The sequence below is a fragment of the Tatumella citrea genome, from assembly GCF_002163585.1.
GTDB classification, from domain to species: Bacteria; Pseudomonadota; Gammaproteobacteria; order Enterobacterales; family Enterobacteriaceae; genus Tatumella; species Tatumella citrea.
The window spans coordinates 3,823,595-3,842,452 of sequence record NZ_CP015579.1; the positions used below are offsets into that span (position 1 = coordinate 3,823,595).

Consider the following 18,858-nt stretch of genomic DNA (forward strand, 5'->3'; position numbering starts at 1 on the left):
TTCTGATCCTACCCGTCTAGTACCTCTACACTTCTATCTGGCTATGTTTACTCCCGAGAAACAGATTGGAGGTTTCCATAAAATGGCGTACTTTTCCTAGTAACTACCACATTGAACGGTATTGGTGGTTACGGGTTATAATATCGTGCAGCGCCTGCCATAATCGTTCGACGTGATTTATCCACGGTGATTAAACCGGCTGATAAATAATGATCAATCCTTACTGTTGCCGCCCACATAGCAGACCTTTCCTGACCCACGCTGCAGGGCACCGGCCGGGTAGGATCAATTTTCGTTCCGGCCTGATGGGGATGCGTTTCTGTTGTCCGGGAACCTGCTAGTCATCGCCTCACGGATTGCTGCCATTTTTCATCCTTGTTTTGGGCGCGTAGATGCAAAGTGGGAGCCGATCTACGCCATACCAGGCCTGCCGAAGGCAAACAGAGACGGACTGTCCCAGGATGAAGTATTCATCCGGTTATATCATTAATTTTTATGGCAAGAAGCTCACAGCTCCAGCGGGAGCGTTGATAGCCAAAATTATCGAGTGAACGGCTGACAAGCAGTACCAGCAGCCTGCATATCAGTTCAAATGGCCACTTGTGCTCACGGCCGGTGCGCAGCGATGATAAATAACATCATGGGATATTCAGACCTCATCAATATAATGGAGGTCTGACGCCGAATGAATCAGAACGATTGTTCCGGAAAAACTCTAAAGCCATGGTAAGTTTCAGTTAACCACTACAGGTCCGACATACACATCATCACGGATGATAACCCGACCACAAATAATAGCAGTTGGATCAATGTAGGCTTTCGTTGAAACCTGAGGAACCTGTCCTGATGGATTTTTACGTAACATTTTTGTTTCCTTTGCGGTAAATACGGGCAACGGCATTGTGTGGGTGTAAACTTTCCTGATGCTCGACGTAAATTTCAAAGTCCTCACAGAATGGTGCAGTCTGAAAAGCTTTAGATAACCGGCGTACGGCATCTTCACAGAACATAAGATTCTTGCCATTAGCGACGGCAAAAGCCTGTTCATCACTGCGCTTTACTACGGTCTGAACAGCAGTGCCCAGTGCGGTTTCAGTATAATCAATCACTTCTTCGATAGGATATGAATCCGCAGCTGGCGATAACACAATGGTTATCCAGGCCCAGCTACGCTGGCTGTGGGGTGTTGCTGGCATACCCCTCTCTGTTAACCACTCAACGACTTCGTCAACAGGAACATCATCGGTACGGTTGGCAAAGTCGTCCCTGAACTGTGAGGCGGCAACTTGCCGACTCAGTGCAGCAGACGCCGGACAGGTTGAGGAATAAGGGATACCCACTTTCAGAGTGGTGGCAAGGCCCTTATTTAACTCTGCACTCAGATGTATCGGGTACGCCTTCCATCCATACAGATTGGAAGTTAATGATTTTCTTGAAAGGAGGATATCGCCATAAACGTCAATATTAGCCTCGTCACTCTGGCCGTGATGTGATTTCAGAAATTTATTCAACACCCTTTCCAGTAACTTAGGCGTAATTTCATGTTGAGTCAGCTCATCAAGTAACAAGTAAAGGCGTGACATATGAATGCCTTTCTCAGCATCAGGAGAACTCAGTAGATTGATACCCGCATTGACCTTTGCTGAAACAGGCCTTCCTGAGATTTCTACCGGCAGATCTATCTGCTCCATACCCACCCGGGAGAGTGATTCTGTTGCTTCTCCTTTTTCAGACTGAACATCCGGCAGGTCTGTTGGGGATAATTTTGTTTTTATCGTCATTGCATAACACCCTTATTTTAATCAGAACAAATAATACCAATTAAAATGATATGGTTATTTATTCTTCCGATAATGTAATTCTGCCTTTTCTTCTTTGCTTTTTGCTTCAATACTCAACTCTGTCGTCGGTCTCAGTAACAATCTCGGAAGACCAATCGGGTCTCCGGTTTCAATACAAAAACCATATTTGCCATTTTCCAGACGTAACAATGCAGCATCGTATTTTGGCAGTAAGCGACTCTCACGATCGATTTGTCTGAGAATCAGGCGCAGAGATTCTTCTCTGAGAGCAATATCACCCTCATCCCCCGTATCCTCTTGCTCGAGCAGTTGTATTTTTGCTCGTTCTATATGTTCCAAAAGCTCTTGTCTTTCATGCCAGAGTAAACGACGGAGAAACTCCTGCTGCTGTGGGTTCATATAGTGCTCTGCTGCCATCTCCAGAATTTGCTGTTTTTCGGCACTTGTAGGTTTGGTCATTCGAGGGTACCTGAGATCATTTACTGCAATGTTATAACATAACAATATCGAATTAAAGTAGAAAACAGCCTTACTCCAGCCGGGAAATCCTGGTTGGCCAGGGATCTTCAATAACTTCACCATTCTCCCAGTCAGTGATTTCCTGCTCTGTAAGAAAACATCGTTCCAGCACCAGGACAAAATCATCAATTTCATTCACATGACCAATCACAGTTAACCGACAATGTCTGTCACCAAACCGCCCCGGGGTATTTTCCACTTGTTGTTGTAACGCGCAACGTTCCTCATCAGTTAATGAATTTACCTTATGTTCCAGCACTCCGGCTTTCCAGTAACTGATAAACTCCAACGTTATACTTCCGGCAGACTGATTCCAGAGTAGCGCAAGGTCATCTTGTAAGTAGACCTGTTTTAGTTACATACTCTTTTTGAGGTTTCCGGTATTTCAGCCAGCAATCTATAATTCCCCTTACTTCATTCAGTGTTCTGAACAGATAAAAATTTAGTATTTCAGTCCTGTATGTCCGGTTAAATCGTTCAATAAAAACATTCTGAGTGGGTTGTCCCGGCTGAATAAAATCTAGCTGTACATCATGATCTTCGTTCCATTGGGCCAATCCAGTCAGTGAGATAAATTCCGGTCCGTGAAACCTATTGAGCGCATCCGACTAGCATTTGAGTTAGCTATTCTCTACAACTTGTAATGTCTGTATCCGTCACAAGTGGAGAAAACCAATGAATACAGCGACACTGATAGCCCTGGATATAGCTAAAAAACATCTCGATACAAAGATTCGTCATCTGGATGGACAAATATATTACCTCCGAATTGAAAATACCCGGAAGGATTCAACCGATTACTTGCACTTACAACTTCACCTCATGGCAGTATTATCACTGCCTTTGAACCAGCAGCTGATTATCATAGTAATATTGCATGGTGGTTACATAAGCAAGGAGTTCAGTGCCATCTTGTTTCTTCTGTCAGATGAGCGCGAACTCGTGATATGTTGTTCAAGACTAGGGATAAGAATAACCAGGAAAAGCTTCTTAAAATCCTATCGCGGATAGCGCTCAGCGAGTTCTGTGAGGGCTTCTACGACAGCGTCATTACGCCGTGTATTCGGTTTGTAGAAAAATAATGTCTTGGATACCTGATGTGTGCTCATTGTGAACTGGGAGATCAGATAATGGGCGTTCTCACGCTTTATCACTGGTTTTAAAGCATTTTTTCTATAACCACTTTCAGTGCTCGGTTCTCAAGACTCAGATCAGCGAATATCTGTTTGAGACGCTGGTTTTCATCTTCCAGATCCTTGATTTTTCGGATATCAGAAGCTTCCATCTCGCCATATTTCGCTTTCCGTTGTAATAGCTGGCTTGTGAAATTGCGGCCTTGCGGCAGACATCGTTCACCGTACGACCGGCTTTAACAGACTTCAGAACGGCGATGATCAGGTGTTCAGTAAATCGAACTTTACGCATAGCGATCTCCTTCAGGGAACCTATTCAGTAGGTCGGAAAATCTCTAAAAGCTAATGGTTCTTTTTGCAAGTATGCTTACACGGGCGGCAACAGCCACACCGATGCGCTCAGCAAGTCTAAGAACTTCATTGCGAAATTCTGGGGAATGTTGCTTACTCGGTTTCTTACTGGTTGATACGGACTTTGACATATGAGTCACCTCTGGTTAAGAGTTTGCTCACTTAGTCGCGTGCCCACTATCGGCGGGTAGGATCACTGACGAAGGCATGCATGGCAGAAAGCGTGTGTATCGCCTGGGCGATCTGATCCATAAAAAAACCAATGTCAAGTTAATTTTTAATAAATCATCAAATAGCCAAAGACATAATATCATGTTCACGAAATTCTTCCTTACTCATTAGGAATTGAACATGAAAATATCAACACTTGCCATTACCGCAATACTTATTTCCCCCAGTTTTAGTCTGTTTGCCGCACAGTTGGGTTCCGAACCCTCAGGTCCCTTTGGTAGAGAACTCGGTACTATCTCTATATCCGGTATTAACGGGGACATGGATGATACTATTCATGTTCTTAAGATAAAAAGAACTGTGTTAGCTGCCCATCAAATAAACATCATCTCGCTGGATTCTCCAGGTAAATCTGATGCTTATTTAGGTGCTACAAAAATATTTTCAAGGTACTGCTGATGTCTGAAATGAAATTCACTTATCTGATAGTCCTGTGTGCTGCTTTGATGGGGTGCAAACAGGAGCAGGCATCATCCAGTAGCGAAAAAAAAGCTGTTTTCGCTCAGTTAATCCACCTTCAACCCGTATCAACATCAGTAACATTGACTGGACGAACCAGTGAAACACTCATCTCACAGGTTAGGCCTCAGGTTACAGGTATTATTGAGAAACGGGCCTTCAGGGAAGGAGAGTTTGTACATGCAGGCCAAGTACTCTATCTGGTGGATCCCGCGTCTTATAAAGCAGCTTATGATCAGGCTATTGCTGCTGTGGACAGTGCTAAAGCGGAACTGTTTTCTGCAAAGCTGAAGTACCTGCGCTATAACCGCTTACTAAGCAGCAATGTTATTTCCCAACAGGATGTTGATGATGCATTGTCAACATACAAGCAAGACACCGCAAATATTGAAGAGAAAAAGGCCGATCTTGAGACTGCTGCAATAAATCTTGATAGAACCACAATTCGCTCACCGATTTCCGGTATTGCGGGAGTATCGACGGTGACGCCCGGAGCCCTAGTAACGGCTAATCAATCCGATTCATTGACCGACGTTCGCAAACTGGATCCGATATATGTCGATCTTCAGGAGCCATCAGACCAATGGCATAAGCTGAGAATGGATAATGGTGGTAAGGAAGAACAGGTTAGGCTGATGTTGGGGAATAGCACTATTTATTCGCAGGCTGGAAAACTTGAACTTGCCGAAGCGGCTGTAGATCCTTCTACAGGTACTATTAAATTGCGAGCCGTCTTCCCTAATCCTATGCATAGTCTGCTTCCAGGTATGTTTGTTCGCGCGATATTGCCAGGGATACATTATCAAAGTGCCGCCCTGGTACCTCAGAGCGCTGTAACTTTTGACCATAATGGTCAGGCATCGGTGATGACTGTATCGCCTAACGGCAAAGTCAAAGAGGTAAATATCATCACGGATGGAGATTATAAAGGGAACTGGATTGTTACACAGGGCCTCCGGAATGGTGACCGTGTTATAACAGCTGGAAATAATCGTGTATCTCCTGGTGATGATGTCACCGTCAAAAAAATAAAGGAGTCAGGGGAATCATGATTTCACGTTTCTTTATTCAAAGACCGATATTTGCATGGGTGATTGCCATCTTAATCATGGTGGCCGGAGCTATTTCCCTGCTTAATTTACCGATCGCTCAATATCCTGATATTGCGCCGCCTTCAATTAAGATCGCAATGACGTATCCTGGTGCTTCAGCTAAAACCCTGGAAGACAATGTTACTCAGGTCGTGGAACAGCAGTTAACCGGCCTTGATGGCATGCTCTATTTCACCAGTACAAGTAGTTCGACTAGTGGGGTTGAGATTGACGTCTACTTTGACCAGAAAACCAATCCAGACATCGCCCAGGTTCAAGTACAAAACCAGGTCGCACGTGTAGAGTCTCGTTTACCGGCTGCGGTTGTTTCTCAGGGGATCGTGGTGATTAAACGCCAACCTGATTATCTTTTGATGATGGCTGTATATGATAAAACACGCAAAGCGACGGCTTCAGATCTTAGCGACTGGGTCGCCAGTAACATGCAGGATACTCTTTCACGTTTACCCGGCGTTGGGGATGTAAGAATCTTTGGCTCGCAACATGCAATGAGAATATGGCTCAATCCAGCCAAACTAGCTGAGTACAGCCTAATGCCGTCGGATATTAAAACGGCTGTGCAGTCAATGAATACTGATGTATCAGGCGGGAGCATTGGAGCACAGCCTGCTGCTCCTGGGCAGGCAATGACAGCAACCGTCAACGTTATGTCCCGCTTACAAACTGCGGATCAGTTTAAAAATATCATTGTTAAAACGAATTCCGACGGTTCGGTCGTCCGGCTTTCTGATGTGGCAAAAGTCAGTATTGGCAACGAACAGTACGGTACTCAGGCCGAAATGAATGGTTATCCGGCTGCGGGGATTGCGGTGATGCTGGCTCCGGGTGCAAATGCGCTCGATACTGCAACACTGATTAAAAATAGGGTTGCAGAATATCAGAAAAATATGCCGCAGGGGTATACTGTTGTCTATCCCAAAGACAATACAAAGTTTATAAAAATTTCTGTAGAAGAAGTGGTCAAAACTCTCTTTGAAGCGATTTTATTGGTAGTAGTAGTGATGTATGTTTTCCTGCAAAACATCCGAGCTACATTAATCCCCGCGCTGACAGTACCTGTTGTATTATTGGGGACTTTCGGCGTACTGGCAGCTTGTGGCTATTCTGTTAATACCCTGACGTTATTCGGTATGGTGCTTGCTATCGGCTTGTTAGTCGACGATGCAATTGTCGTGGTTGAAAACGTTGAAAGAGTCATGAAGTTCGAACATTTGTCGCCTAAAGAAGCAACAATTAAGGCCATGTCACAAATTTCAGGAGCACTTGTAGCCATTGCTGTGGTCCTTTCTTCTGTTTTTCTGCCGATGGTTTTTTTTGGTGGGTCAACGGGGGTTATTTACCGTCAGTTTTCTGTCACTGTTATCTCAGCCATGCTGTTGTCTGTCGTGGTTGCGTTAATATTCACACCTGCACTATGTGCAACATTTCTACGCCATGTAGACACACCATCAAAAGGTTTTTTCCATCTTTTCAATCGTGGATATAGCCGGTTGGAATCCCGTTACAGTCATCGTCTTGTTAAGCTATTTCGTAAACCTGCAAAACTGTGCGTGTTATACGGCGCGATCCTGGCTGGAGTTATTTTCATGTTCCACACTATTCCTACCAGTTTTTTGCCTGAAGAAGATCAGGGCTATCTTACAGTTCAGTACACCTTACCGGCTGGCAGTCTATTACCTCAGACACAGAAGATTGGCGATCAAATCCGAAACTATTTTGAAACCTCCGAAAAGAATAATATTACCAATGTTTTCAATGTTAATGGTTTCAACTACAGCGGTAGCGGTCAGAATGCTGGCATCGCGGTTATACGCCTGAAAGACTGGGATCTGCGTGAAGGTGAACATAATACCGCTGGTGCTGTTGCTGCACGCGCAAAAAGAATGCTGGGAAATATTATCAATGCACGAATTGTGGTCTCGACACCTCCTGCAGTAACAGGAATGGGGCAGGTAGATGGTTTCAGCTTCCAGCTTGAAGCAACCGATGGTACATCACGAGCCAAACTAGCTAGTCTGAGAGATATGTTGCTGAAAAAAGCACATCAGGATCCCCTGCTGTCCATGGTCAGAAGTAATTCTCTGCCAGATACTTCACAGCTCGATTTTAATGTCGATTTCACTAAAGCCCGTGTGCTCTCTCTAACAAACAGTGATGTTACTAGTACCATAAGTAATGCCTGGGGAGGGAGTTATATTGATGATTTTCTCGACCACGGAAGGGTTAAGAAAGTGTATATGCAGGGGCAGCCTGATTCCCGTTCAGGGCCAGATGACTTAAACAAATGGTTTGTTCGAGGTAGTGGCGGGAAGATGGCACCATTATCAGCCTTCACTACAGCGAAATGGACACGAGGCTCAGATTCTCTTGTAAGGTTTAACGGTAACGCTGCTTATGAAATTGACGGAACCGGAGCTAAGGGGATCAGTTCTGGCCGGGCGATGGCGGAAATAGAGAAACTTCAACAGTCACTTCCTCCAGGTACCATCGGTGAATGGAGCGCACTTTCACTTCAGGAAAAAATTGCATCAGGAAGTGGGCCAGCGTTGTATGGAATATCTATTCTGGTTGTGTTTCTCTGTCTTGCAGCTCTTTATGAGAGCTGGAGTGTGCCATTTTGTGTCATGCTGGTAATCCCATTGGGTGTAGTAGGAGCATTATGCGCTATTTTTCTCAGGGGCCTCTACAATGATGTCTATTTTCAGGTCGCATTACTGACTATTATTGGTTTATCTTCCAAGAATGCGATCCTGATTGTCGAATTTGCTGAAAGTGAGTATCGCAGTGGAATGGACGCGGGTAAGTCGGCTTTGCGTGGTGCCTGTTCACGTCTTCGGCCGATCCTGATGACATCTCTAGCGTTTCTGGCGGGGGTATTTCCACTAGCGATAGCAACGGGTGCGGGAGCAAACAGTCGTATTGCTATAGGAACAGGTATTATCGGAGGGACGCTAAGTGCCACTATATTGGCTGTACTGTTCATCCCAGTGTTTTTCTGCCTGATGAAGAAATGGCTCCCGGGTAGAACCATGCTTTAATATATCGGCCCGCAGTTCACTGGTCTGTGAAGTATGGCAGTCCAGTGACTGCTTCGACTGACAGTATGGAGATAATTCATGAGTAGTGTACTTTGCGTCGAAGATGATGAGTTCTTCGCTCGTGAAATAATACATGCGTTGGCTGAAGCAGGAATTTCGGCACAACATGTGATTACAGCAGCAGAGGCGATAAGTTGTCTTGAGAACGAAAGCTATGATCTGATTACTCTTGATCGTGTGCTGCCGGACCTCGATGGTATTGAACTACTGAAAAAAATTCGTGCTATCAAGAGTGATACGCCGGTGATCATGATAAGTGGTATGAATTCAGTAGATGATCGTGTTTCAGGTATTTCAGCTGGTTGTCAGGATTACATTGTCAAACCTTTCTCATCTGAAGAAGTTGTCGCACGAATTCTTGTTCATCTACGCTTCAGTAAAGTAATCACTGATACCAGTATGCTGAGCGTAGAAGGTATTCAACTTGATCTTATCGAGAAGACGCTCTGTTTTGGTAAGGTTTACATGCCACTCAAAAGTGTTGAGTTTAGGCTGATGAACATGTTAATGCGCAATCATGGTATTCTCATTACCCGACCGATGATCCTCGAAGCAGTCTGGGGATACAAATTCGATCCTGGTACGAAAGTGATCGATGTTCATATAAATAATCTTCGAAAAAAACTTGATGCGTTGTCTTCATCTCTGCAAATTATAAATCTCAGAGGTGCTGGTTTCGTCCTTAAATCCCCGGATGATAATGAAGAGTCTATTTAAAACCACATACTTTAGAATGTCATTCATTGCGCTTTTGGTCTCGGCGTTATGTATTGTTATATTATCTCTTTCAGTTTACTACCAGGCAAGGAACATCCTCATTGTGCAGAACGATCAAGCCATATTTAATCAGGTGAATACAATTTCTATGCTACCGATAGATAAGATGATTCAGGCATTGAATAATAGGCTAACGAACGATTATAGACAGGTTTTTTATGGAGGGGTTTTTGATTCGACAGGAGAATATATTGCTGGAAATATTACAACTGAACCTCCAAGAAATGAATATTCCATAAAGCCTTACCGAGCAAGAATAGCAGGAATCCCCAATGAAATCAGGATGGTAAGGAAAGAGCTTGCAAATGGTGATGTTTTATATTTCGGTGTGTATATAAAACTCATTTCAGAAATGAAACTTATTATTTTTACTGCTACATTAACATGCCTGGCATTTATGTCACTCGGTGCTGGAATAATTGGAGTCATTCGTAGTGTAAAAACAGTTAGAGACCTAATGGATATTCAAGAGATTACCAGGGTTATTAGTCAGGGTGATTTTCGACAACGGATTCATAATATGACTGGTAATAATGAAATTGATACACTAGTAGAACATATAAACATTATGCTGGAAGATATTGAAAAGTTAACTGGAGAAATCTATGCCATTAATAAGAATATTTCCCACAACCTTTTTTCGCCTCTAATTAGGCTGCGAGGTGTAATCAGTGAAATATCTCAGCTAGCAGCTATCAATACTGGTAAAAAAGAGCAGGAAGTCCTGAGCATCGCCGAAAGTGAAATAGAAATGATCCTAAAAAGATTTTCTGCGCTTCAGAGAATTTCTTCCATTGAGAGTCGTACAAAATATTCTGGCATGTCCTTTTTTCATCTTTCTGAGCTAAAGAATGATATAGAGGAGATCTTCGAACCTTATAGTGTCGAAACAGGGACCAAATTTGAGGTTCTCGATAGTGATGGTTTTATCTATGCTGATAAGGGATTATTATTTGAAGCAATATTCAACCTTGTAGAGAACTCTTTTAAATATTGCCCTTCCGGAAGCATTATCACATTAATCTTTTCTTCCTCGAAGAATAAAACTAATATTGTGGTACAGGATAATGGCAATGGAATAACAGATGAAAATTACCTTGACATTATTAACCGATATTCCCGTGCAGACGGAGGGTATGATGTATCAGGAACTGGTATCGGGTTGTCAATTGTAAGTTCTGTTGCCAGGTTGCATGGTTTCGAATTACAAATTGAAAATCTCAACCCAGGATTAAAGGTTGCACTCATTGCTGAAAATAGTAATTATCGTCCTTCTGTGTAAAAATGCGATTTTATCAATTATAAATTTTTTTCAAGGATAATTCTTCGGTATTCGGCTGGGGGGTAACCAGTAATTCGCTTGAATACACGCGTGAATTCCTGTTGACTGCTATAACCATATTTGATAGCAACGTCTAGTATTTTATATCTATTCTCTACAATATCTAATTTTGCCATTTCCAATCTCCGATGACGAATATAGGTAGCAAGAGAAATATCCATGTATTCTTTGAAAATTCGCTGGAGATACCAACGAGAGTAACCGGCACGACTAGCTACACTTTTAATGGAAAGATCATCGCTAAGATTATGCTCTATCCATACAATGAGATCGTCTATAACACTGGAATAAATATTGGTTGGCCGATGCATAGTAATACCTAGTAAAAAATGATTATCTACAGATTAATACAACTTCCTTATTGACTGGGTTAATACTAATTAACTTGACAATCAGATTATTTATCCCGCAAGGATGTGTAAGTATCCCTGCCAAAAGAACCATTCACTTTTAGAGATCTTCGGACATACTGAATATGTTCCCTGAAGGAGATCGCTATGCGTAAAGCCCGATTTACTGAACACCAGATTATCGCCGTTCTGAAGTCTGTTGAAGCCGGCCGAACGGTGAAGGATGTCTGCCGCGAGGCCGCAATTTCAGAAGCCAGCTATTACAACTGGAAAGCGAAATATGGCGGAATGGAAGCTTCTGATATCCGCAAAATCAAAGACCTGGAAGACGAAAACCGGCGTCTTAAACAGATGTTCGCTGATCTGAGTCTTGAGAACCGTGCACTGAAAGACGTTATCGAAAAAAAGCTTTAAAACCAGTGATAAAGCGTGAGCTCGCCCATTATCTGATCTCGCAGTTTACAATGAGCACACGTCAGGCATGCAGGACATTATCACTGAGCAGGACGGTATTTTTCTACAAACCGGATACACGGCGTAATGACGTTGTCATTGAAGCCCTCACAGAACTCGCTGAGCGCTATCCGCGATACGGTTTTAAGAAGCTTTTTCAGATCATTCGCCGGCAGGGCCATGTCTGGAACCATAAGCGGGTTCACCGGATTTACTGCCTGCTGAAACTGAATTTCAGACGCAAAGGAAAACAGCGTTTGCCGGTACGTAATCCGGCGCGGCTGGCGACACCAGAGGCAATAAACCAGAGCTGGTCGGTTTATTTTATGCACGATGCTCTGGTCAGTGGCAGACGTTTCCGGACATTCAATGTGGTGGATGACTTTAACCGTGAAGCACTGGCCATAGAGATTGACCTGAATATTCCTGCTCAGCGGGTCATCAGAGTATTGGATCGAATTGTTGCTCACCGTGGCTATCCGCTGAAACTGAGGATGGATAGCGGACCGGAATTTATCTCACTGATACTGTCCCAGTGGGCTGAAGATCACGGTGTGCAACTGGAGTTCATTCAGCCCGGAAAACCCACTCAGAATGCTTTTATTGAACGATTTAACCGGACATACAGGACTGAAATACTGGATTTTTATCTGTTCAGAACACTGAATGAAGTACGGGAAATTACAGAGCGCTGGCTGACAGAATATAACCGCGAGCGACCTCATGAATCCCTGAATAACCTGACGCCGGAAGAATACCGGTTGATGGCTGAAAAACCGGAAACCTCAAAAAGTGTCTGGAACTAAAACAGGTATGCTTACACTGTAGCTGAGGGCTAGTGCCAAATCTACAATAAACATCTGAAATTTAATGCTTAATCATGGTAAAGGATGGTCTTAAAATGAGTTCAAAATCCATATCTTGAAACACACGATTTCTTAGTCAATTTTTATCATTGCTTATCCTTTCCCAGAAGGTGGGATTTCCTTATCAAACGGTCGCAAAATTTGAGCTGTATCTCTATGAGAAGGTATCTCCACGCCTTCCGGTAGAATTTTATCAACGCTGTCCATTTGCATGCCTTTCTGCCGCACATGGAAAGCGATCTGCTGCCAGCGGCGTAGCCATTGTTCTTCCTTTCGCTTGTAGGCCTCTAGCTCGGCTTTGAGGCGATCCACCTCTATCTGAAGTTCTTTCGCCTCTTTAGTTGCCTGATCTTTAGTTTTCACCAAGCCACCCGATAGTGACCGTTTGGCGTTGTCGTAAGCGGCTTTAATTTCGGACTTGGCCTGAAGCGACTGACGACTAAAGCCAAAACGCTCTTCCAACGCAGCCCAAGTGAGTTTTGCCCCAAGCTCGCCGAGTGCCCAGCGGTCCAAATCGGTAACTATTGCATTGATGTCACTGTCGGACATTCTCCTGAAGCGATTAACCATGCTCTACCTCGTTTAAATATTTTTCGGGATCAAAGTGTTCCACCCCGTTATCAGCCAGTTGCACAGCCAGAGTTTTGAGTTTTTTATCGTTATGAGCTAACCAATCTGCGCTCTTTTTGGGCTTGTTGCTAATTAATTGTTTCTCAGCATTTTTTCTGGCTAGCGCGGCCATTGCGTATTGGCGCTTTTGATCATCCAATCGCCCCTTATCATCTTTTACCCACACATAGTCTTTGCAATCTGCCGAACATTGCAAATGCCGCTCGCAGGGTGTTTGTGAGAAATTGTGGATACAGATACCCGTACCAACATCATGTACTGCCTGAATTCGCGCTTTCAGAATAGCGTCCTGTACTTCTAACGGAATTACTTTGATTTGCTCAACTAACAGACCACCAACCAAGCCTTTTTTGATATCTTCACGGAGCATCAGTGCACGTTTTTCACGGGATGTATGCTGATAGGCTTTGGTGTCTCTTGGGTTGGTTCGACCAAACCATTCGGTTTGCAGTAGATCACTTAATCCACCTTCATCAAGCAGGGTATTGAGCGTGTGACGGAAATGATGACTGGTAAAATCTACCTCGATACGGCTGGATGCATATTCAGCGGCAAGCTCAGGGAAATAGCGGAGAAAGGTAGTAAACATGGACTGAGTACAGCTTGTGGCCATCCAATGAGCATAGCTCCCACTAGAAAGCCCAAGTGGTCGAATGAATAAAAGATCTTGTAGATAGTATTCTTTTCCAAATTGGTCCGTATGGAAAGCCGATAGATATTCTTCCGAGCAATTACGGCAACAGTATTCAACCAATCCACTTTTATAAGTGAAAAATATCGGGTTTGCAGGCTTAATTCCCCGCTTAGTTAACGCACTATGATCTGGCCACGTGAGGTTTCGCTTCCTGAGCCAGCCAGTAGCCCCCAAAACAGTATGACTGATCCCCAATTCTTTTAAATCAGCCGCATATAGCTTTTCACCTTCCTGTATGGTATCCAAAAACCTAATGTCAGGCCCACCAACTTTGTGCATTTCTTCCGCTGTTGAACGCGCTTGATATGTGATTTCCTCTAACTCGACGAGCACATCTCTGACGATGAGAGTCACTTCGGACGGTAAATAAAGCCTGCGCTTTGGAGTGAAAGCATCTCCACGACTTGCTTTTCGCGGGAAGTATTCGATATAGCGGTTACCTTCATCATCAAAAGACAATTGCTGATTGGGTAGAAGTGAAATCTCACTGAATCGCCTTCCTGTACAAACAAGTAACGTCAACATCAGAATATAGAAACGATACTTATGATCTTTGGGAACCTTTGAGTAAAGTTCGCCAATGACTCGAAACACCGCGGGATCGACTAGCTTGTCCGACTTCGTCTCCAGAACCACAGGATCATCTAACCTTTTATGGCTTATACCTCCGGTACTAGCAGGACGCTTCATTTTGGCGTATTTGTACTGTAATAAAACTCTGCATAAGCCATTGGCATCACAGTGTGCCGCGAACTCTGCAACATGCTTGTGTAGGTTATAGGCGGTAGTATCACTGTAGTGTTTCGAAATTAGCACGCACGCATTATCCAGCGACTCTGGCGTCAGTCTGGCCAGCTCTTGACCGATCTGTTTCGCAGCAAATGAAACATATCCAATAGCGGTAATGAAATTACGCTGATTGGGTGTTGATTGATGCTTTCTGTGGAACCTGAGAACGAATAGCGCTTTGGCAGCCAGCTCCCAGCAACCGTCTAGTGACTCAGCGCCTAGCTTCGGGGATAGCGAAAAACCAAAAGACGCTGATTTCGTGTTTTTACCAGTCAACTTGACCAGGCGACCTGCTTCGACTTGCCACTCGGGGTCATCCCAAACAACCGACTCAAACCCTACTAGCTTCATTAGCTTTGCTTTGCTGACTAAAGATTTGAGGTTTTCATTCCTGTCACGCTCAAGACGATCGACGAAAGGGACGACCTTAGTCTTGCGATTAGAGCGACCATCAGACATTGTGCCCCCCTTCTTCACAGAGTTTAGCTACTTGTGCGACCGCTGCGATCACCTCATCAAGCTGTATGCCCAGTCGCGCATTCTCGTACTTTTTTAAACGCTCTTCACGACCATTCAGCAAGCATTCCAGTACATGCTCGTGGTTAGCGTGCTGATAAGGCTGAAATTTGGGACACAAATAACATGAGTAAGGTGGATCAAGGTGGCAAACACTGGATTCGCCACACACGCCAATATCAGCCTGATCAGCAGGGTTTTGCTCATCGAAAAACATTAGATGCTTGTCATCTCGCTCACCATTGATAGCGTCTTCATCACTATTGATTAATCTACCTCTGAAAAAATTAAGGTACTTTGAGAATCCTTTCGCTATTGCCTTATCAAGGTGTTCAACTATTCTGGCTGCCATCTCAAAATAGACATTCACGTGCTGGGTATCAGTATGATCCAGTATTCTGGCCAGCTCACGCTTACTGATTCCTTCTGCAGCCAAGCCTGTTGCTAAGGTGTAGCGCAGCCGCCTTGGAGTAACGCGCATTAATTCACCAGTGAGCGGTGAGATAATATTGTGGCGTTTTACGAACGCACTGAGTAAACGTGATATATCGCTGCTTGTCAGATTAAATGCGTTATCAAGATCTTTGGATAAAATGGCCGCTTTATTTCCATTCATATTAATTAGCAATGGTCGCTCTTCCGGATTAACAAAGGCCCTATCTGCAAAGCTCAACGGCACCAACTTACTGATTTCTATCAACTGCTCGATCATGACGCCAAAGTGTGGATCGAGATATTCAGCCAAAAGATCGTCTCTTGGATTCACAAATCGCTTTTTAATTCTCGGCATCCGAATGATGTAGCACGGGTCCTCACCTCCGGGAGCCAGCCGTTCAAAATCAGACTCACGCAGAAATGTTAGGTTAGCCGGGTTACGACCAATTGCTATGGAAAGAGCAACCACAACCCTCTGATGCAAATGTTCTAATGATCGCCCCTCATCCGACTTAAGTGCATTGACTAAGAGAGGTAGTTCAAGAGACTTGTGCAGAGGACCACTTTCGGGATCTTCCATCCGAACAGCTTCACCTTTCGGGTTCCCTGGTAACTCTAAGGCCTCGAGTTCTTGTGCATAAATTTCCGAAAAGCCATATTCTGGATTATTGTCCGCGTTCCAGATGTACCATTGTATGGGCCTGTACATTGCCCATAACCTTTTTTGTGAACGAGCACGATTGATAGCAATTTCAAACAGGTCTATTAAGTGCGACTCTGTATCAATTTGAGGTGCTGGGTTATCCCAATGTCTCAGCACCTCTCTCCAGACATCCTGATACGCTGCATAGCCCGCGTGGGTAGATATTCGCTTAAGTCGGTCGGCAACATGACCTTTGAACGATTCTCTGATTTCGGAGTTAATGATCTTAGTGAAATTCAGGGTTGAATTATCCCGCGTTGAATACGGCAACCTCCAAATATCACCGGATATATCAACTTCCTTTCCTTCACGGGTAATTAATATCTCTATCTCAGACCAAAACTGCCCGACGGCCTGTGTTTTCGATAATCTTGTGTTCACTCCGGCTACCTCTCTGACATTATTTCAGCCTGGTAACGCTTCAACGACTTGATTGCCTGCTCTTCTACTTCTTGGGCTATGTAAGTATCTTGCGATTCCAAACTACTATCGCCACGCAGCAAGGCCAGCGCTTCTCTTCTGCGCTGTTCATCCATTCCTGAAGCACGCAACACCCGCTCAAGCCGAGATGAAAATGTATGCCTAAGAGACTTGGCCGTTAAGTTGTCAGGAAGATGGTCAGCGTATTGCGATCGCAACAATTGAAAAAACTGTGTAATTGAGGATTGTGATAAAGGCGCCCCCTCATCACTCAAGATTAAATAATCTGATTCGTCTTGGCTTTTACTTTCAAGCACTTCACGCCAAGTAACAATGTACTCATTCAAAGCAAATGCAAATTGCTTATTTTCAATCGGAATGACTCGACCATTACGCTTTATTTGAGGCCTGGGTCGCCTTACATCTAGCGGATCCGCTGGTCTACGTTCAACCTTTATCGCCGAAATCGCACCAACCTGAATATCTTCTACCCTGAGGCTAAGCAGCTCACCAGGCCTTAAACCACAAAATAGCATCAGCCCAACAGATACATAATTTCTAAACTTTACAGCAGAATCTCGTCCAAAACCCTGCTCAGTTTCGGGGTGCAATACCTCAAGTAAGAAATCAACTTCAGCCTCATTTAGGCCCTTTCGAAGACTCTTTCTCATTGGTGTGGCAGACATAAAGCTACCATCCAACGTATTGAGCAAAAATGACTTCCTCTCCCTTAAACGCTCATAGTCCAAGGAAGATAGGGGCAACTGACTAGTCAGTACGTCCATGCACCAACTGATAAATTGCCGGATAGTTGTTAGCCGTTGATTAAAGGTATTAGGCGCTACGGCACTTATACGTCCATTGGACTGATCGATTCTTAAAGCTTCGACCATACCACCTTTTAATTCAGCTTCGTTGAATGAGTTTTGAGCCAGTAATTTCGCAGATAGATCACAACTTGATTTATCCAGCCAACGATAGAGCACTGACAGCTCTCTCAAATTCCGAACCAATGTGTTGGTACTGAGGGATCGTCTGGCTAGGATAAACTCATTGGGCAAAACTACTGGCATACCAGAAGCATCCAGCATTATTGGTATCTGCTCACCCGTCTTATGTGTGACTAGCTCTATTTTCATTGCACCACCCTCATTGACAAAACAAGAATAGCCAAAGACTTCTAAGTTTACAATTTTTAAATTGTACGATTTTTTAAGGTTACAGGGGTGGACTATAAACAAAAAAACCCTTCTAATGTTTACACATTAAAAGGGTTATGTTTTCCATTTATAGCCAGTAAAACCAACTAGTTAAATAAACCAGTTTGAAATTTACTTAACAATCTTAAATATATGTCATTCAGAACGGGATATCGTCATCGAAATCCATTGGTGGTTCGCTGCTGGCCGGTGCACTGTTCTGCTGAGGGCGTGCTGCCGGAGCACTGCCGCCGCCGCTGAACTGGTTGCCGCCCTGAGGCTGCTGTGGCTGGCCCCAGCCATTGTTGTTCTGTCCGCCAGCCGGAGCGCCGCCGTTACCACCCTGCTGACGGCCGCCCAGCATTTGCATGGTGCCACCTACGTTAACCACAACTTCGGTAGTGTAACGATCCTGTCCACCCTGATCCTGCCATTTGCGGGTACGCAGCTGACCTTCGATATATACCTGAGAACCTTTACGCAGATATTCACCGGCAACTTCGGCCAGTTTGCCGAACAGAACCACACGGTGCCATTCGGTGATCTCTTTGTTCTCACCAGTCTGCTTATCACGCCAGCTTTCCGACGTGGCCAGTGTAATGTTGGCAACCGCACCACCATTTGGCATATAACGGATTTCCGGGTCCTGCCCCAGATTCCCGACAAGAATTACTTTGTTTACGCCGCGACTGGCCATATAGGTCTCTCCTGAAGAATAATTGCTCTGAGTCTAAGCGGATAATCATACCACGTCACGTGATGTTATTGATACTTTCGAACCGGCTTCCATCTGCAGACCTCCTGGCCGTAAATTCCGACAGACAGACGCTTGTGATGGCCCTCAACCCCGTGCCAGTGACACACTTTTTAATCACAATGTAACGGTCACTCTGTCGCCCACCGAAAGCCGAAAATAAAAAATACAATCCCCTGTCCCTTAAGACGATAGCCGGGTTCCGGTACGATACCGCCACAGCAC

At 44.3% G+C, this 18,858-nt stretch carries 15 protein-coding genes and 5 pseudogenes; 7 read left to right on the plus strand and 13 right to left on the minus strand.

Annotated features, from left to right (window positions below; translation table 11 throughout):
• Window positions 1-25: 25 nt before the first annotated feature.
• The 6 genes and pseudogenes from A7K98_RS21620 to A7K98_RS18150 form a co-directional block, all read right to left on the minus strand.
• Window positions 26-632, minus strand: a pseudogene (locus A7K98_RS21620) (IS630 family transposase); the annotation flags it as partial.
• A 107-nt stretch (window positions 633-739) separates the two neighbouring features.
• A pseudogene (locus tag A7K98_RS18130) lies at window positions 740-865 on the minus strand (carbonate dehydratase); the annotation flags it as partial.
• Window positions 855-1,781 carry a GTP cyclohydrolase FolE2 gene (folE2, locus tag A7K98_RS18135; protein ID WP_087489821.1) on the minus strand — a complete coding sequence of 309 codons (927 nt, stop codon included), beginning with the start codon at window positions 1,779-1,781 and terminating at the stop codon, window positions 855-857. The gene folE2 and the pseudogene A7K98_RS18130, both read right to left, overlap by 11 nt.
• A 54-nt stretch (window positions 1,782-1,835) precedes the next feature.
• Window positions 1,836-2,261: a TraR/DksA C4-type zinc finger protein gene (locus A7K98_RS18140; RefSeq protein ID WP_087489822.1), complete on the minus strand. Its 426-nt coding sequence runs from the start codon at window positions 2,259-2,261 to the stop codon at window positions 1,836-1,838.
• A gap of 70 nt (window positions 2,262-2,331) precedes the next feature.
• Window positions 2,332-2,610 (minus strand): hypothetical protein, encoded by a 279-nt coding sequence (locus A7K98_RS18145; RefSeq protein ID WP_087489823.1) that lies wholly within the window; start codon window positions 2,608-2,610, stop codon window positions 2,332-2,334.
• 40 nt (window positions 2,611-2,650) lie between these two features.
• Window positions 2,651-2,908: pseudogene (locus A7K98_RS18150) on the minus strand (integrase core domain-containing protein); the annotation flags it as partial.
• Between the two features lie 88 nt (window positions 2,909-2,996).
• Between A7K98_RS18150 and A7K98_RS18155 the strand changes: the two are divergent.
• Window positions 2,997-3,250 (plus strand): annotated as a pseudogene (locus A7K98_RS18155) (IS110 family transposase); the annotation flags it as partial.
• Between the two features lie 72 nt (window positions 3,251-3,322).
• Here A7K98_RS18155 and A7K98_RS18160 read toward each other — a convergent pair.
• Window positions 3,323-3,746: pseudogene (locus A7K98_RS18160) on the minus strand (transposase); the annotation flags it as partial.
• Window positions 3,747-4,156: 410 nt separating this feature from the next.
• Between A7K98_RS18160 and A7K98_RS18165 the strand changes: the two are divergent.
• From A7K98_RS18165 to A7K98_RS18185, 5 genes are all read left to right on the plus strand, one after another.
• A complete protein-coding gene (locus tag A7K98_RS18165) occupies window positions 4,157-4,435 on the plus strand; it encodes a hypothetical protein (RefSeq protein WP_087489825.1) in 279 nt (92 codons plus the stop codon).
• Window positions 4,435-5,547, plus strand: a complete 1,113-nt coding sequence (locus A7K98_RS18170) for an efflux RND transporter periplasmic adaptor subunit (RefSeq protein WP_087489826.1) — start codon at window positions 4,435-4,437, stop codon at window positions 5,545-5,547. The genes A7K98_RS18165 and A7K98_RS18170 overlap by 1 nt, the downstream gene beginning before the upstream one ends.
• A complete protein-coding gene (locus A7K98_RS18175; protein ID WP_087489827.1) occupies window positions 5,544-8,645 on the plus strand; it encodes an efflux RND transporter permease subunit in 3,102 nt (1,033 codons plus the stop codon). Before A7K98_RS18170 ends, A7K98_RS18175 begins: the two co-directional genes overlap by 4 nt.
• Window positions 8,646-8,723: 78 nt before the next feature.
• Complete coding sequence (locus tag A7K98_RS18180) at window positions 8,724-9,422, plus strand: response regulator transcription factor (protein WP_087489828.1); 699 nt, start codon at window positions 8,724-8,726, stop codon at window positions 9,420-9,422.
• Window positions 9,423-9,525: 103 nt separating this feature from the next.
• On the plus strand, window positions 9,526-10,764 hold the full coding sequence (locus A7K98_RS18185; protein ID WP_157666011.1) for a sensor histidine kinase: 1,239 nt from the start codon (window positions 9,526-9,528) through the stop codon (window positions 10,762-10,764).
• A 17-nt stretch (window positions 10,765-10,781) separates the two neighbouring features.
• Here A7K98_RS18185 and A7K98_RS21690 read toward each other — a convergent pair whose 3' ends face one another.
• Window positions 10,782-11,135: a helix-turn-helix transcriptional regulator gene (locus A7K98_RS21690; protein ID WP_087489830.1), complete on the minus strand. Its 354-nt coding sequence runs from the start codon at window positions 11,133-11,135 to the stop codon at window positions 10,782-10,784.
• 186 nt (window positions 11,136-11,321) lie between these two features.
• On the opposite strand from A7K98_RS21690, the gene A7K98_RS18195 reads away from it, so the two are divergent.
• Window positions 11,322-12,433, plus strand: a protein-coding gene (locus tag A7K98_RS18195; protein ID WP_157666013.1) for an IS3 family transposase whose coding sequence is annotated in 2 segments (ribosomal slippage) — window positions 11,322-11,583 and window positions 11,583-12,433 — 1,113 coding nt in all. Because the reading frame shifts where the segments join, the coding sequence is not laid out codon by codon here.
• 153 nt (window positions 12,434-12,586) lie between these two features.
• On the opposite strand, the gene A7K98_RS18200 is transcribed toward A7K98_RS18195, so the two are convergent.
• The 5 genes from A7K98_RS18200 to A7K98_RS18220 form a co-directional block, all read right to left on the minus strand.
• Window positions 12,587-13,063: a protein kinase gene (locus A7K98_RS18200; protein ID WP_087489832.1), complete on the minus strand. Its 477-nt coding sequence runs from the start codon at window positions 13,061-13,063 to the stop codon at window positions 12,587-12,589.
• Window positions 13,056-15,065 (minus strand): integrase, encoded by a 2,010-nt coding sequence (locus A7K98_RS18205; protein WP_087489833.1) that lies wholly within the window; start codon window positions 15,063-15,065, stop codon window positions 13,056-13,058. The genes A7K98_RS18200 and A7K98_RS18205 overlap by 8 nt, the downstream gene beginning before the upstream one ends.
• Window positions 15,058-16,641 carry a tyrosine-type recombinase/integrase gene (locus A7K98_RS18210; RefSeq protein ID WP_087489834.1) on the minus strand — a complete coding sequence of 528 codons (1,584 nt, stop codon included), beginning with the start codon at window positions 16,639-16,641 and terminating at the stop codon, window positions 15,058-15,060. The genes A7K98_RS18205 and A7K98_RS18210 overlap by 8 nt, the downstream gene beginning before the upstream one ends.
• Window positions 16,642-16,646: 5 nt before the next feature.
• Window positions 16,647-17,819 (minus strand): tyrosine-type recombinase/integrase, encoded by a 1,173-nt coding sequence (locus tag A7K98_RS18215; protein ID WP_087489835.1) that lies wholly within the window; start codon window positions 17,817-17,819, stop codon window positions 16,647-16,649.
• Between the two features lie 220 nt (window positions 17,820-18,039).
• Complete coding sequence (locus A7K98_RS18220) at window positions 18,040-18,576, minus strand: single-stranded DNA-binding protein (protein WP_087489836.1); 537 nt, start codon at window positions 18,574-18,576, stop codon at window positions 18,040-18,042.
• Between the last annotated feature and the right edge of the window lie 282 nt (window positions 18,577-18,858).

Bases quoted from the DNA above. Each gene is read 5' to 3' on its own strand.
- folE2 (WP_087489821.1), bottom strand. From the start codon at position 1,781: ATGACGATAAAAACAAAATTATCCCCAACAGACCTGCCGGATGTTCAG.
- A7K98_RS18140 (WP_087489822.1), bottom strand. From the start codon at position 2,261: ATGACCAAACCTACAAGTGCCGAAAAACAGCAAATTCTGGAGATGGCA.
- A7K98_RS18165 (WP_087489825.1), top strand. From the start codon at position 4,157: ATGAAAATATCAACACTTGCCATTACCGCAATACTTATTTCCCCCAGT.
- A7K98_RS18170 (WP_087489826.1), top strand. From the start codon at position 4,435: ATGTCTGAAATGAAATTCACTTATCTGATAGTCCTGTGTGCTGCTTTG.
- A7K98_RS18175 (WP_087489827.1), top strand. From the start codon at position 5,544: ATGATTTCACGTTTCTTTATTCAAAGACCGATATTTGCATGGGTGATT.
- A7K98_RS18180 (WP_087489828.1), top strand. From the start codon at position 8,724: ATGAGTAGTGTACTTTGCGTCGAAGATGATGAGTTCTTCGCTCGTGAA.
- A7K98_RS21690 (WP_087489830.1), bottom strand. From the start codon at position 11,135: ATGCATCGGCCAACCAATATTTATTCCAGTGTTATAGACGATCTCATT.
- A7K98_RS18200 (WP_087489832.1), bottom strand. From the start codon at position 13,063: ATGGTTAATCGCTTCAGGAGAATGTCCGACAGTGACATCAATGCAATA.
- A7K98_RS18205 (WP_087489833.1), bottom strand. From the start codon at position 15,065: ATGTCTGATGGTCGCTCTAATCGCAAGACTAAGGTCGTCCCTTTCGTC.
- A7K98_RS18215 (WP_087489835.1), bottom strand. From the start codon at position 17,819: ATGAAAATAGAGCTAGTCACACATAAGACGGGTGAGCAGATACCAATA.
- A7K98_RS18220 (WP_087489836.1), bottom strand. From the start codon at position 18,576: ATGGCCAGTCGCGGCGTAAACAAAGTAATTCTTGTCGGGAATCTGGGG.